Raw genomic sequence first — 14,649 nt, forward strand, 5'->3', positions numbered from 1 at the left:
CGGTGATGTGGCCGAAACAGGCCACCGCTGTGGCGTGGGGTCGGACCCAATGAGCCGTAAGCACAAGGAGTTCACTGCCTTGATACCCAGATGGCCCGCGCCCCCGGGGCGCCGCACCGCACGGGGGCGACGCGTCGCCGCCGTCACCGTGGCCGCGCTCGCCGCCGCCCTGGTGCAGCCGCTCGCCGCCCGCGCCGACACACCGCCCGCGCCCCCCTCGGACGCACAGCTCGCCAAGTCGCCCGCGCGGCACGACCTGACCCGCGAGCAGTTCTACTTCGTCCTGCCGGACCGTTTCGCCAACGGGGACAGCGGGAACGACCGCGGCGGACTGACCGGTTCACGCCTGACCACCGGCTACGACCCCACCGACAAGGGCTTCTACCAGGGTGGTGACCTCAAGGGCCTGACGAAGCGGCTCGACTACATCAAGGGACTCGGCACCACCGCCATCTGGATGGCGCCGATCTTCAAGAACCAGCCCGTGCAGGGCACCGGCAAGGACGCCTCCGCCGGTTACCACGGTTACTGGATCACCGACTTCACCCAGGTCGACCCGCACTTCGGCACCAACCAGGACCTCGAAACCCTCATCGACAAGGCCCACGCCAAGGGCATGAAGGTCTTCTTCGACGTCATCACCAACCACACCGCCGACGTCGTCGACTACGAGGAGAAGTCCTACGGCTACCTCTCCAAGGGCGCCTTCCCGTACCTGACGAAGGACGGCGAGCCCTTCGACGACGCCGACTACGCCGACGGCGACCGCGGGTTCCCGCGCGTGGACGCCGGTTCGTTCCCCCGCACCCCGGTCGTGCCCGGCGCCAAGAAGCGGATCAAGGTCCCGTCCTGGCTCAACGACCCGGCGATGTACCACAACCGGGGCGACTCCACCTTCGCCGGCGAGTCCGCCGAGTACGGCGACTTCTCCGGCCTCGACGACCTGTGGACCGAGCGTCCCGAGGTCGTCGACGGCATGGAGAAGATCTACCAGCGGTGGGTGAAGGACTTCGACATCGACGGCTTCCGGATCGACACCGTGAAGCACGTCAACATGGAGTTCTGGACCCAGTGGGCCACCGCCCTGGACTCCTACGCCGCCAAGAAGGGCCGCGACGACTTCTTCATGTTCGGCGAGGTCTACTCCGCCGACACGGACGTCACCGCCCCGTACGTCACCGAGGGCCGCCTCGACGCCACGCTCGACTTCCCCTTCCAGGAAGCGGCGCGGCAGTACGCCTCCCAGAGCGGCAGCGCGAAGAAGCTGGCCTCGGTCTTCGGCGACGACTACAAGTACACGACCGGCCGGGCCAACGCCTACGAGCAGGTCACCTTCCTCGGCAACCACGACATGGGCCGCATCGGCACGTTCCTGAAGCAGGACAACCCGGAGGCCTCCGACGCCGAGCTGCTGAAGAAGGACATGCTCGCCAACGAGCTGATGTTCCTCAGCCGCGGCAACCCGGTCGTCTACTACGGCGACGAGCAGGGCTTCACCGGCGCCGGCGGCGACAAGGACGCCCGCCAGACCCTGTTCGCCTCCCGCACGGCCGACTACCTCGACGACGACCTGATCGGCACCGGCCGCACCCACGCCGAGGACACCTACGACACGCGAGCACCGCTCTACGAGCAGATCAGTGCTCTCGCCAAGCTCCGCAAGGCGCACCCGGCCCTCACCGACGGCATCCAGCAGGAGCGGTACGCCGCCGACGGCGCGGGCGTCTACGCCTTCTCCCGCACCGGCACCGGCAAGGACACCACCGAGTACGTGGTCGCCTTCAACAACGCCGCCGAGGCCCGGGAGGCCACCTTCGCGACCGGCTCCGCCCGGATGACGTTCAAGGGCCTCCACGGCACCGACGCCACCGTCACCAGCGACGCCGACAAGAAGATCACCGTCACCGTTCCGGCCGGCCGGGCGATCGTCCTCAAGGCCGCCGGCCCGCTCGACCGGCCCGCCGCGAAGCCCACGGTCACCCTCCGGGCCCCCGACGCCGGCGCCACCGGCACCGTCGAGCTCACCGCCGACGTCGAGGGCGGCCGGCTCAACCGGGTCGTCTTCGCCGCCCAGACCGGCAACGGCAGGTGGCAGACGCTCGGCTCCGCCGACCACGCCCCCTACAAGGTGACCCACACCATCGGCGAGGACGTCCCCGCCGGCACCGCCCTGCGCTACAAGGCCGTCGTGATCGACTCGGCCGGCCGCACCGCGAGCACCCTGGCCGCCTCCACCACCGGCACCCCGCCCGTGGCCGAGCCGCCCACCGCCGCCTCCCGCGACTACGCGGTCGTCCACTACAAGCGCACGGACGGCGACTACGACGACTGGGGCCTGTACGCCTGGGGCGACCTGGCGGACGGCGAGGCCACCGAATGGCCGGACAGCCACCCCTTCACCGGCCGGGACGCCTACGGCGCCTTCGCGTACGTCAAGCTCAAGCCGGGCGCGTCCGACCTCGGCTTCCTCGTCATCGACAAGGAAGGCAACAAGGACGTCGCCACCGACCGCACGATCGACCTCACCAGAACCGGTGAGATCTGGATCGAGCAGGGCAAGGAGACCGTCACCGCCGAGCGGCCCGAGTACCCGGCCCAGGACACGACCAAGGCGGTGCTCCACTACCAGCGCGCCGACGGCGACTACGACGGCTGGGGCCTGCACACCTGGACCGGTGCCGCGAACCCCACCGACTGGTCGAAGCCCCTTGAGCCGGTGAAGACTGATGCCTATGGCGCTGTCTTCGAGGTGCCGCTCGCCGAGGGTGCCACCAGCCTCAGCTACATCATCCACAAGGGTGACGAGAAGGACCTCCCGTCCGACCAGTCGCTGGACCTCAAGGCCAACGGCCATGAGGTGTGGCTGTTGAACGGCCAGGAGAAGTACCTGCTGCCGCAGCCCGCGGGCTCCGCGGCCGCCCTCGACCTTGCCACCTCCAAGGCCGTCTGGATCGACCGCGACACCGTCGTCTGGAACGGCTCCGAGGCCGCCGCCTCCACCCAGCTCCTCGCCTCCCGCACCGGTTCCATCAAGGTGCAGGACGGCGCGCTGACCAGCGAGGACGCGCGCTGGATCCGGCTGACGAGCGCCAAGCTCACCGACGCCCAGAAGGCGAGGTTCCCGCACCTGAAGGACGGCACCGCCTGGTCCGTCGACCCGCGCGACCGGGACCGGGTGCGCGAGGCCCTGCGCGGGCAGGTCGTCGCAACCCAGCGGGCCGCCAACGGCGCCGTGCTCGCGGCGACCGGTGTGCAGATCGCCGGCGTCCTCGACGACCTCTACGCCGCCGACGCCACGAAGACCGAGCTGGGCCCGGTCTTCCGCCACGGCCGGCCCACCCTCTCGGTGTGGGCGCCGACCGCGCAGAACGTCACCCTGGAGATCGGCGACCGCACCGTCCGGATGCGCCGCGACGGCGACACCGGCGTCTGGTCCGTCACCGGACCGGGCTCCTGGAAGGGCAAGGAGTACCGGTACGCGGTGACGGTGTGGGCGCCCACCGCCGGTGAGATCGTCACCAACGAGGTCACCGACCCCTACTCGGTCGCCCTGACCACCGACTCCGAGCGCAGCCTCGTCGTCGACCTCGGCGACCGGTCCCTGAAGCCGCGTGCGTGGTCGACGTACGACAAGCCCAAGGCGGTGCCGCTGAAGGACGCGCAGATCCAGGAACTGCACATCCGGGACTTCTCCGTGGCGGACCGCACGGCGGACCACCGGGGCACCTACCTCGCCTTCACCGACGAGGACAGCGACGGCGGCAAGCACCTGCGCGAGCTGGCGAAGGCCGGCACCTCGTACGTGCATCTGCTGCCGGCGTTCGACATCGCCACCATCCCCGAGAAGAAGTCCGACCAGCAGACCGTCGACTGCGACCTGGCCTCCTACCCGGCCGACTCCGACAAGCAGCAGGAGTGCGTGGCGAAGGCAGCCGCCAAGGACGCCTACAACTGGGGCTACGACCCGTACCACTACACCGTCCCCGAGGGCTCCTACGCCACCGACCCGGACGGCACCGCCCGCACCGTCGAGTTCCGCAAGATGGTCAAGGCGCTCAACGAGGACGGCCTGCGGGTCGTGATGGACGTGGTCTACAACCACACCGCCGCGAGCGGCCAGGCGAAGACGTCCGTCCTGGACCGGATCGTGCCCGGCTACTACCAGCGGCTCCTCGCCGACGGCTCGGTCGCCAACAGCACCTGCTGCGCCAACACGGCCACCGAGAACGCCATGATGGGCAAGCTGGTCGTCGACTCGGTGGTCACCTGGGCCAAGGAGTACAAGGTCGACGGCTTCCGCTTCGACCTCATGGGCCACCACCCGAAGGCCAACATCCTCGCGGTCAGGAAGGCGCTCGACGCGCTGACCCTCAAGAAGGACGGCGTCGACGGCAAGAAGATCATCCTCTACGGCGAGGGCTGGAACTTCGGCGAGATCGCCGACGACGCCCGCTTCGTGCAGGCCACGCAGAAGAACATGGCCGGCACCGGCATCGCCACCTTCTCCGACCGGGCCCGCGACGCCGTGCGCGGCGGCGGCCCCTTCGACGAGGACCCCGGAGTGCAGGGCTTCGCCTCCGGCCTCTACACCGACCCCAACTCCTCGACAGGCAACGGCACCGAGGCCGAGCAGAAGGCCCGCCTGCTGCACTACCAGGACCTCATCAAGGTCGGCCTGAGCGGCAACCTCGCCGACTACACCTTCACCGACACCAGCGGCAAGGAGGTCAAGGGCTCCCAGGTCGACTACAACGGCTCGCCCGCCGGATACGCGGACGCGCCCGGCGACGCCCTCGCCTACGCGGACGCGCACGACAACGAGTCGCTGTTCGACGCGCTCGCCTTCAAGCTGCCGAAGGACACCCCGGCCGCGGACCGGGCGCGCATGCAGGTCCTCGCCATGGCGACGGCCACCCTCTCGCAGGGACCGGCCCTCTCCCAGGCGGGCACCGACCTGCTGCGCTCCAAGTCCCTGGACCGCAATTCCTACGACAGCGGCGACTGGTTCAACGCCATCCACTGGAACTGCGCGGACGGCAACGGCTTCGGCCGCGGACTGCCGCCGGCCGCCGACAACAAGGACAAGTGGCCCTACGCCAAGCCGCTGCTCGGCGCGGTGCAGGTCGGCTGCCCGCAGATCGAGGGCACCTCGGCCGCCTACCGGGACCTGCTGAAGATCCGCTCGACGGAGAAGGTCTTCTCCCTCGACACCGCGGGAGAGGTCCAGTCCCGGCTGTCCTTCCCGCTGTCGGGCAAGGACGAGACACCCGGCGTGATCACCATGAAACTGGGTGACCTGGTCGTCGTCTTCAACGCCACGCCCGAGCGGCAGGAGCAGCGCGTCGCCGCGCTCGCCGGGACGGGCCACGGTCTGCACCCGGTGCAGGCGGCGGGCGGGGACGCGGTCGTGAAGACCTCGTCCTACGCGAAGGGCACCGGCACGTTCACCGTCCCGGCGCGCACGGTCGCCGTGTTCACCGCGGCCGGCTGATCCCTGGCGGAAGCTGCGGCTAGTGTGAGCCCTCCTGACCGAAACAGGAGGGCTCATGCCGCAGATCACCGTCGACTACTCCGAGCGTCTGGCGGACGGCTTCGACCGGCCCGCCTTCGCGCGGGACCTGCACACCGCCGTCGTGGAGATCGCGGCCGCCAAGCCGCCGGCGTGCAAGACCCGGTTCCGGCGGACCGAGGACGTCGTGGTCGGCCCCGACACCGACGGGCACGCCCTCGTGCACGTGCACATCGGCCTGCTGGCCGGCCGCACCGACGAGACCAAGGCCCGGCTCACCGAGGCCGTGCTGGACCTGCTGCGGCAGTACGTCAAGCCGGACGGGGGCCAACTGCTGCACGCCTCCGCCGAGGTACGCGACCTGGACCCGTCGTACCGGAAGTTCGAGGGCGAGTAGGCCTCACGACAGGTCGCGGCGGCCCAGCCACGACGGCAGCACCGGTACCCCGTCCGCGTCCAGCTGGGCCAGTTGCTCCGCCGTCGGGCGAGGCGGGGCGGGCGGTGGTGGCGCCTCCACGACGGGTTCCGGGTCGGGCGGCGCCTCGACGACGGGGTCCGGGACGACGGGCGCCGCGGAGTCCTCCAGCAGTTCCGCCACCGTGAAGCGGGTGACGAACGAACGCCACGTTCCGTCGACGACGAGGAGGAACCCGTCTCCGTTTCTGAGGAGGCGACGACGCTTGTGGTTCAGCGGGTGGGTGGGCACATGACTCCGCGCCCGCCGTTCCAGCTCCGCGAGCGCCTCCTCCCGTGTCCCCTCGACATGCGCCACCACGTGGGCCTCCGTGTGCTTGCGCTCGCCGGTTCCCACGGTCGTCTCGACGACCAGCCCCCACGCCGATCCTGCGCTCACAGCTCCGCCAGCGAGATCAGCCGGGTGGCGAGGTCCGTGAACGGCCCGTCGCCCGGCTCGTTCTTGAGCAGTCCGCGCAGCAGCGTGGCCAGCTCCTCGTCCCGCGCGGCGGCCACGGCGGCGAGCGCGGCGAAGTCCTGCACCAGCTGCGCCTCCAGCTCGTCACGCGGCACCCGCCGCCCGTCCAGCCAGATCAGCGCCGTCGACTCGACGAGCGAGATCCAGGAGCGTACGACCAGTTCCAGCCGCGCCGGCGCCGGGCCCACCACGCCCATGTGCGACAGCATCTGGTCATACGCGGCCTGCCGCACGGAGTCGATCAGGGCGTTCGTGGCGGAGGAGCCGACGGCGGGACCGCCCCGCATCAGGGCGGCGAAACCGGGCCCGTGCTCCTCCACGAAGTCGAAGAACCGGGCCATCACCCGCCGCAGCCGTGACCCCAGCGGGCCCTCCTGCGGCTCCATGAACCGGGACGCCAGATCCTCCGAGGCACGCCTCAACGCCGCCTCGTACAGGCTGAGTTTGCCGGGGAAGTAGTGATAGACCAGCGGGCGGGAGATGCCCGCCCGGGACGCTATCTCGTCGATCGAGACCTCGTCGGGGGAGCGCCGGCTGAACAGTTCGAGGGCCACGCCGATCAACTGCTGCCGCCGCTCCTCGACTCCCATCCTGCGCCGCGCCCCGGTAGTCATACGAACACCTTACCGATCGATTCCGGCCTCTCTCGGTCCAGACCAGCCGGCGGTGTTCATCCGGTCATCGCAGCCCGCTGATCGACCGCCCGTTCTCCAGTCTGCCCACCAGGTCCGCCCGGGCACCCTTCTTCGCGCGGAGGGTCAACAGGGAACCCCGGGCCGACCCCTCGACGTCGCCCGTCGCCCTGACCGAGACCGTGTCGCGGCTGCCGGCGGCCAGCAGGTACCAGGCGCCCGCCTCGGACTTCCACAGCACCCCGGCGAGCACCCGCGGCTCCCGCTCCCCGCACGCCGGTACGTCCTCGGCCTTCGCCGCCACCGCCCCGAATCGCGCACCGGGCGTGTGGAACTGCGCCAGCACCCGCGCCCCGCCGCCCCGCCAGGTCTCCGCGCGGGTGCACACCCACTCCGCCCGCCTGCTCGCGCCGGGCAGCGGCTGCTCGGCGAACGCCCAGACGTTCACACTCCGCACGCCCGCCGAACGCACCGCGTCCAGCGAGCAGGCGTACGGTGCCCAGGTGCGCAGCGCCTTCGCGGCGGCCGCGTCGGTGACCGCGCCGGGCCGCCCGGCGGTCAGCCGGGCCGGGACCAGCTCGCCGAGGTCGGTCAGCAGCCGGGTGCCGGTGGCGTCGGTCAGCTCCAGCACGTTCCAGGAGGTGCAGGAGCCGTCCTTCGGCGCGGGGCCGGCCAGGGGCGAGGTCACTCCGTCGACGAGGGCGAGGGCCATCGCGCCGGAGCCCGGCTCGCGCAGGTCCCGCTCACCCGCCGCACGCACCCAGGGGGCGGTCAGATAGCGGATGTTGCCGTCGGTCCGGCTCAGCACCACCGCGCTCGACCCGGCCCGCCCGGCACCGTCGACCCGGGCGAGGTCCAGCGCGGCGCCCCTGGTGCCGTCCGCCGGCTCGGCGTACCGGACGAGGCGCAGGCCGTCGTGGAGGATCACCACCCGCGCGGTGCCGACCGTCCCCGCGTACAGCAGCTGGGGCGGTCCCGCCGGGCCGCCGGAGGGGGTGCCCGGAGTCGCCGAGACCTGAACGGTCCTCCCCGGGCGGGCCCAGACGGCGAGGGCGCGGCGCAGCAGGGCCCGGTCGTCGGTGAGCCGGCCGCGCGCGGGCCACACGGAGAAGTCGGTGCGCGCGGAGGTCTTCCACGCGTCGAGGGGCACCCGGGTCAGCTTCCCCGGGTCCAGCGCGGCCTGTGCGGCCGGGTTGCGCGCGTAGGGGGGTGCGGCGGCGCCGTCGGGACCCCAGCCGTCGCCCGGCAGGCCGACCAGTGCCCCGCACACCAGCAGCGCGGCCCCGCCGACCAGCGCGGCCTTCAGATGCCGGCGGCGGCGCAGCAGATCCGTGGGCCGGGCCTGGAGCGAACAGGGGTCGAACTCGCAGGAGCCGAGCAGCCGGTACGCGTCGGGGACCCGGTCCGCCTCGTCCAGCGCGGCATCCAGGTCGGTGACGCCCGCGGCGGTGAGCACCGCGCGCACGTCACCGTCCGGGAGCCGCTCCAGTCCACGCAGCGCGTGCGCGGCGCGGGCCGGCCCGGACAGGGCCGACAGACGCTGGTCCAGCGCGAGTTCGTCGGCGCCGCCCGGGCGCGGGAACAGCTTCAGCCCCCACACCTGGGGCAGCAGCGGAGGCAACTGGGCCCGTGTGGGCCAGGTGGCACGCCTCAGCGGGCGGCCCGCCTCCAGTGCCGTGCGCACCACCTGCAGCCGGACCAGCGCATAGCCGGGGTCCCCGTCGCGGCCGGCCGACTGGGCGGGGATCACCGGCGCGGGGGTACGGCCGCGGGGCAGCGCCCGCTGCACCAGGGAGTGCGCGGTGAGCACCCGCCTGCTCCGTCCGATGCGGGCGGGCAGCACCAGGTAGGCGAGCCGGACGAGCCGCGGATAGTGCTCGACGAGCGCGGCCTCGGCCTGCTCGACGTCCACCCCCGGGCCGGCCGGGGAGGAGGGCACCGAGGGCGGGACGACATCCTGTGACTGCACGTTCAGCAGAACGAGCAACCCGGTGGATGGTCACCTGACCGCATCGCCCGGTGAAATTTGAGCGCTGCGGTCCTCGCGGACGTATCGAAGGCCGAGGGCCCCGCGCCGGGGCTCCGTGCGGCGTGTCGCCGTCACGATGCCGCCGTAAGGACCGGAGGAACACATGAGGCTGACCCGACCGATGCTCGCGCTGACCGGCGCGGCCCTGGCCCTGGCGCTGGCGGGCTGCGGGTCCGGCGACGGCGGCGGGGACGAGGTGCCGCCCACCGCCACCGGCAGCCTGGAGCACCTGGCCGCCGAGGTGAAGTGCAAGCCGAACATGCAGACCGACGCCGACACCATCCGCCAAGCCCTGTGCAAGAAGGGCGGCGAGAAGTACGTCCTCGCCACCTTCTCCACCGACCGCGGACAGCGCGAGTGGCTCAACACGGCGAAGGACTACGGCGGTCACTACCTCGTCGGCCGCAAGTGGGTCGCCGTCGGTCACGAGGACGTGGTCGCCGAGCTCCGGGGAGAGCTCGGCGGCACCCTGGAGGAGGGCATGGACCACAGCGGCACGAACCACGGCGGCGGTTCGGGCGACGGCGGTTCCGGTGACGGTGGCGGGCACGCGGACGGGCACGACGGCCACGGCGGCTGATCACCGCCCGGGCGTCGCACCGGGGCAGCACGAAGGAGGGCCGGTGGCGGGACATCCCCGCCACCGGCCCTCCCTCATCGGCGACCGGCGGGACCGCTACTGACAGTCCTCACCGCTGTTGATGCACTCGACCACCTGGTTCATCAGGTTCTCGTCCATGACGTTGATGAAGTCGTTGTGATCGGTGATCGGCTTGTGCAGCTGCTCCGGGAACCCGTCCACGGCGTACGGGTCCTGTATTTGACCGTTCTCGATGGTCGGAGCGGGCACGTCGTACACCAGACGGATCTGGAGCTGCGGAATGGCCTGGAAGCCGTTCGGGCAGCTGCCGTCCGCCTGGACGAAGGCGACGTGGTCGCGGTGGTTGGCGCTGTCGGTGTTCTGTCCGTCCCAGCAACTCTGGAAGTTGGAGGTGCGGACCACCTGGCTGCCCTCGGGGCACAGCACGTACTTGTCCGTCACCTGCCGGTCCTCGAATCCGGTGCAGCTGAAGGACGTGTTGGCGTTCGCGAGACCGTTGGTGAAGGCCTTGGCGTCACCGGTGATGATGCGAAGGAACTTCGGCATCGCGACGACGTCGCTCTGCTTGTTGCCGACGAACTTGATCTCGGCTTCACTGGCCTTCAGGATCTTGCCGACGTTGCCCTCGGCGCCACCGCCCAGATCGTTGGCGTCGAACTCCTGGGTTCCGTCCTGGAGCCGCAGCACCGGCCAGTAATAGGTGGACTTGTCGGCCTGGTTCTGGCACGAGGTCTCGGCGTTGGCGAGATCCTGGTCGCTGGCGAACGCCGTGTTGCCCTGGTTGCCGACGTAGTCGTGCGTGTGGTGCGCGCCGTTGTCGACACCGGGGGCCACGATGATGTTGTCGCTGTTGAACAGGTTGTTCTCGTTGACACCGCACTCCGCGGTGAACGAACCCGTGGAGCCGGTCTCCCCGTTGGCGGCCAGACCGTTCTGCAGGTCGCGGGAGTTCGGCTGGACGTCGTTGATGTCGACGAAGTCCTCGGCGAACGGTCCGGCGGCCCCGTTTCCGTTGTCACTCGGATTCTGGCCGTTGTCCTGGTCCTGGCCGCCGTCCTGGCCGTCGCCGTCCTGGTTCTGGCCGCCGTCCTGGCCGTCTCCGTTCTGGCCGTCGCCCTGCTGCTGGTCGGCGGGGCGGCCGGTGCAGCCGGCCAGCCGGTCCAGGCCGTCGTCGGCCTGCCCGCCGGCCCGGTTGATCTCCAGCTTGATGCGGTCGATCAGTGCCTTCCGCCGGTCCTTGAGCGGACCCAGAATGGAGTTCTGGACGAACTGCGGATCCCCGGCCTGCGCCCGGCGCGTGGTGACCAGCCGCTGGTAGGCGTCGGTGATCTGCTGGTCCATCGAGGCCAGCTCCCCGTCGACCTCACCGCGGGCCCGGTCCGGCACGTCCGAGAGCTGCTGACCGACGTCCGGGCAGTCGATCGTGGCGATCTGGGCCCCGCTCGACTTCGTCCGGTTCTGGCCTCCGTTCTCCTCGTGTGCCGAGGCGTAGAAGTTGGCCCAGATCAGCCCGCCCCCACCGAGCGCTAGGGCCGCCGTTGCGGCTATGGCCTTGTTGGCCAGCGGCGTGCGGCGTTTTCTTGTGTTGCGTCCCATGGAACTCCTCTGACTTCCTTGCGGGGCATCCCATTGCGGGGCATCGAGGCGCCCGTTAGGAGTGAAGCGGCTCCCTTGAGTACGGCAGCCGCCCCACGGGTGTTCACCCGTCACGGAAATCGGTGAGAAGTCAGTACGGTCCCGGGGGTTTCAACAGCCCCTGGAATACCGGCAGTTGCGGATCACCCACCCGGGGTGAAGCGGCGGGTCCGGTTTCACCGGCCATGGTCGAGAAAGGCGAGAACCGCCAGCACGCGCCGGTTGTCGTCGTCCGAGACCTCAAGTCCCAGTTTGGCGAAGATGTTCGCGGTGTGCTTGGCGATGGCCCGTTCCGTCACCACCAGCCTGGCCGCGATCGCCGCGTTGGTCCGCCCCTGCGCCATCAGCTCCAGCACCTCCAGCTCCCGGGGCGTCAGCCGCGCCAGCGGCCGGTCGTCCCCGGACCGCCGTGCCAGCAGCTGCTGGATCACCTGCGGATCCATCGCCGTACCCCCCGACGCCACCCGCCGTACGGCGTCCACGAACTGCTCCGCGTCGAACACCCGGTCCTTCAGCAGATAGCCCACCCCGCCACTGCCGTCCGCCAGCAGCTCCCGCGCGTACAGCTGCTCCACGTGCTGCGAGAGCACCAGCACCGGCAGCCCCGGCCGCCTGCGCCGCGCCTCCAGCGCGCACTGCAGCCCCTCGTCGGTGTGCGTCGGCGGCAGGCGTACGTCCACGACCGCCACGTCGGGCTCCTGCTCCGCCAGCGCCCGGGTCAGCTCGGGCCCGGACTCCACGGCCGCCGCGATCTCGAAGCCATGGGCCTGAAGCAGCCGGACGAGTCCGTCGCGCAGCAGGAACAGGTCTTCGGCTAGGACAACGCGCAAGGGATCTCCAGGGTGACCATCGTGGGACCGCCCGCGGGGCTGCCGACGGCCAGGACGCCGTCGAATGTACCCAGCCGCCGCTCCACCCCGGTCAGCCCCGAGCCGGCCCCGATCACCGCGCCGCCCTTGCCGTTGTCGGTGACCGTCACCCGCAACCGGCCGTCGGTGTGGTGCAGGTCGACCCAGATCCGGTCCGCCCCGGAGTGCTTCACCGCGTTGGTGAGGACCTCGCCCACCGCGAAGTACGCGGCCGACTCCACGGGCGCCTCGGCCCGTCCGGGCAGCTCCACGTTCACCTCGGTGGCCACCGGCAGCCGCAGCGCCAGTGCCCGCACCGCGTCCCCGAGCCCGCGCTCGGCCAGCACCGGCGGGTGGATGCCGCGTACCAGCTCACGCAGCTCGGTCAGCGCCTCCGCGGACGACTGCCGGGCGTGCGCCAGCAGTTCACGCGCCTTCGCCGGGTCCTTCTCGATCAGCGCCTCGATCGTCCCCAGATCCATGCCCATGGCGACCAGCCGCGCCTGCGCCCCGTCGTGCAGATCCCGCTCGATGCGCCGCAGTTCGGCGGCGGAGGTGTCCACGGCGTCCCGCCGGGTCTCCGTCAGCACCCGCACCCGCTCGGACAGCTCGCCCTGGTGCGAGCCGAGCACGGCCCGCGTGAGCAGGAAGTGGACGTGCAGCAGGCGCGCGGAGAAGAAGTGCGCGAAGAACAGCAGGACCAGGGCGAGGACTCCCGCGCCCAGCGCGGTCGTCTGATCGGAGACCGGCACGAAGCCGTACCAGTACCCGTCGGGCATCACCCGCCACAGGCCGATCGCCAGCGCGACCCCCTCCAGCGGGTAGACCAGCAGCGCGAACGGCAGCAGCGCGGTGACGAAGCCGGCGGTCATGTCCACCGGCAGCCACCGCAGGTCCCGCCAGGTCGCCGGGTCGCGGAGCATCCCGAACGTCCGCCCCCACGGGTTGGCGTCCCGCGGCAGCGGCCGGTACGACGGCGGGATCCGCACCCCGCCCCACTCGGCCGCCAGCACCCGCCGCCAGTTCGCGAACGTCCGCACACCCCGCAGCACGTACGGCGTGGTGACGATGCCGATCCCGACGGGGATCAGCGCGATGGACACGGCGGACAGGACGAAGCACAGCACCGCTCCCGGCAGCGACACCAGGGCGAGCGCCAGCCCTCGTATCGCGGAGAGTGCGATGCCCCGCCCGCCGGTCCGCCCCTGGCCGGTCTTCGTGTCGGTGGTCATGGCCCAAGTCTGGCCCGGCGGCACGGGCGGAGCACTGGGCCGGGCACCCGGCCCGGGGGTGGTGCTGTCCCCACCCCGTCAGGCGGTTCGAAGCACCTTCGCCTCCACCTGAGGGTCGAGCCCCTTGACGGTCCGGTCCGCGCGCTGCGGCGCGGTGCCGCCGAGCCCCGTCAGCCAGCGCCAGGTGTCGGCCACGGTCTCGGCGACCGGACGGCAGCGCAGTCCCGTCGCGACCGCCCGGGAGACGTCCGCCGAGTGCAGCGCGTCGTGCAGATCACTGCCCGGCGGCACCCACACCGGCAGCTGCGTCCAGGGCTCGATGCCCGCCTCGAGGATCACCTCCGGCGCGGTCCACCGCAGCTCGGCCGGACCGCCGGTCACTTCGACGCACGCTTCGAGCAGCTCGCCCATCGTGGTGTGGCCCTGCCGGGACATCAGGTTGAACGGTCCGCCCAGCTCCCGCTCGGCCGCCCCGAGGGTCCACTCCGCGAGATCCCGGACGTCGACGTACTGCAGGGGCAGCTCTCGTGGGCCCGGGGCGAGTACGGGCCCGCCGCGCGCCATCCGGTTCAGCCACCAGGGCAGCCGGCCCACGTTCTCGTACGGCCCGATGAGCAGCCCGGACCGCACCAGCAGCGACCGGTCCGCGCCGAAGGCGTCCACGGCGGCCAGCTCGCCGCCCCGCTTGTCCCGCGCGTAGTCCGTGACATCCGCGTCGGCGGACGCGTCCCGCACCAGGGGAGCGTCCTCGGTGTACCCGGCGGGCGGCGCCCACGCGTACACCGAGCAGCTCGACACGTACACGTACCGCCCGGCGCGCCCCCGCAGCAGCCGCGCCGCGTCCCGCACCGCGCGCGGGGCGGACGACCACGTGTCGACGACGACGTCCCACTCCCCGGGGTCCTCGTCGAGCGCGGCCAGGCCGTCGAGCGCGGTGCGGTCGCCCAGCAGCGTCCGTGCGCCCGGCGGTGGCTCGTGCCGTCCCCGGTGGAAGACGGTCACCTCCCAGCCCCGTCCGAGGGCCGCTTCGGCGACGGCCCGGCCCGCGAACTCCGTACCACCCAGCAACAGAAGTCTCATACCGGCGACTCTGCCCGCCCGGCCTGCCCGGGGGAACGGCAATCTGCTGTCGGCAGACGCCGCGAGGGGGGGGGGGGGGGGGGGGGGGGGGGGGGGGTGGGGTTGCTACGGTGCTTACTGTCCCTCGCACCTATTCCCCTCCACTCTCTCCA

Annotated in this window: 10 protein-coding genes; 3 read left to right on the plus strand and 7 right to left on the minus strand. The window is 71.6% G+C overall.

The window, feature by feature from the left end; all coding sequences use genetic code 11:
* Positions 1-79: 79 nt before the first annotated feature.
* Together pulA and ACZ44S_RS02295 are read left to right on the plus strand one after the other, a co-directional pair.
* Complete coding sequence (gene pulA, locus ACZ44S_RS02290) at positions 80-5,491, plus strand: pullulanase-type alpha-1,6-glucosidase (RefSeq protein WP_466923486.1); 5,412 nt, start codon at positions 80-82, stop codon at positions 5,489-5,491.
* A gap of 55 nt (positions 5,492-5,546) precedes the next feature.
* Positions 5,547-5,906, plus strand: coding sequence for a 5-carboxymethyl-2-hydroxymuconate Delta-isomerase (locus ACZ44S_RS02295; protein WP_466923488.1), 360 nt, complete (start codon positions 5,547-5,549; stop codon positions 5,904-5,906).
* Positions 5,907-5,909: 3 nt separating this feature from the next.
* On the opposite strand, the gene ACZ44S_RS02300 is transcribed toward ACZ44S_RS02295, so the two are convergent.
* The 3 genes from ACZ44S_RS02300 to ACZ44S_RS02310 form a co-directional block, all read right to left on the minus strand.
* Entirely contained in the window at positions 5,910-6,362 is a 453-nt protein-coding gene (locus ACZ44S_RS02300) for a hypothetical protein (RefSeq protein WP_466923491.1), read from the minus strand.
* Positions 6,359-7,054: a TetR/AcrR family transcriptional regulator gene (locus tag ACZ44S_RS02305; protein ID WP_466923493.1), complete on the minus strand. Its 696-nt coding sequence runs from the start codon at positions 7,052-7,054 to the stop codon at positions 6,359-6,361. Before ACZ44S_RS02305 ends, ACZ44S_RS02300 begins: the two co-directional genes overlap by 4 nt.
* 64 nt (positions 7,055-7,118) lie before the next feature.
* Positions 7,119-9,041, minus strand: coding sequence for a hypothetical protein (locus tag ACZ44S_RS02310; RefSeq protein WP_466923656.1), 1,923 nt, complete (start codon positions 9,039-9,041; stop codon positions 7,119-7,121).
* A gap of 163 nt (positions 9,042-9,204) precedes the next feature.
* On the opposite strand from ACZ44S_RS02310, the gene ACZ44S_RS02315 reads away from it, so the two are divergent.
* On the plus strand, positions 9,205-9,681 hold the full coding sequence (locus ACZ44S_RS02315) for a hypothetical protein (RefSeq protein WP_466923495.1): 477 nt from the start codon (positions 9,205-9,207) through the stop codon (positions 9,679-9,681).
* A gap of 96 nt (positions 9,682-9,777) precedes the next feature.
* Here ACZ44S_RS02315 and ACZ44S_RS02320 read toward each other — a convergent pair whose 3' ends face one another.
* The 4 genes from ACZ44S_RS02320 to ACZ44S_RS02335 form a co-directional block, all read right to left on the minus strand.
* On the minus strand, positions 9,778-11,298 hold the full coding sequence (locus ACZ44S_RS02320; protein ID WP_466923499.1) for a DUF1996 domain-containing protein: 1,521 nt from the start codon (positions 11,296-11,298) through the stop codon (positions 9,778-9,780).
* Positions 11,299-11,513: 215 nt separating this feature from the next.
* A complete protein-coding gene (locus tag ACZ44S_RS02325; protein ID WP_466923502.1) occupies positions 11,514-12,167 on the minus strand; it encodes a response regulator in 654 nt (217 codons plus the stop codon).
* Positions 12,152-13,417, minus strand: a complete 1,266-nt coding sequence (locus tag ACZ44S_RS02330; protein ID WP_466923504.1) for a sensor histidine kinase — start codon at positions 13,415-13,417, stop codon at positions 12,152-12,154. Before ACZ44S_RS02330 ends, ACZ44S_RS02325 begins: the two co-directional genes overlap by 16 nt.
* A 78-nt stretch (positions 13,418-13,495) precedes the next feature.
* Positions 13,496-14,497, minus strand: a complete 1,002-nt coding sequence (locus ACZ44S_RS02335) for an NAD-dependent epimerase/dehydratase family protein (RefSeq protein WP_466923507.1) — start codon at positions 14,495-14,497, stop codon at positions 13,496-13,498.
* Positions 14,498-14,649: the final 152 nt, after the last annotated feature.

The organism is Streptomyces malachitofuscus (genome assembly GCF_055571035.1).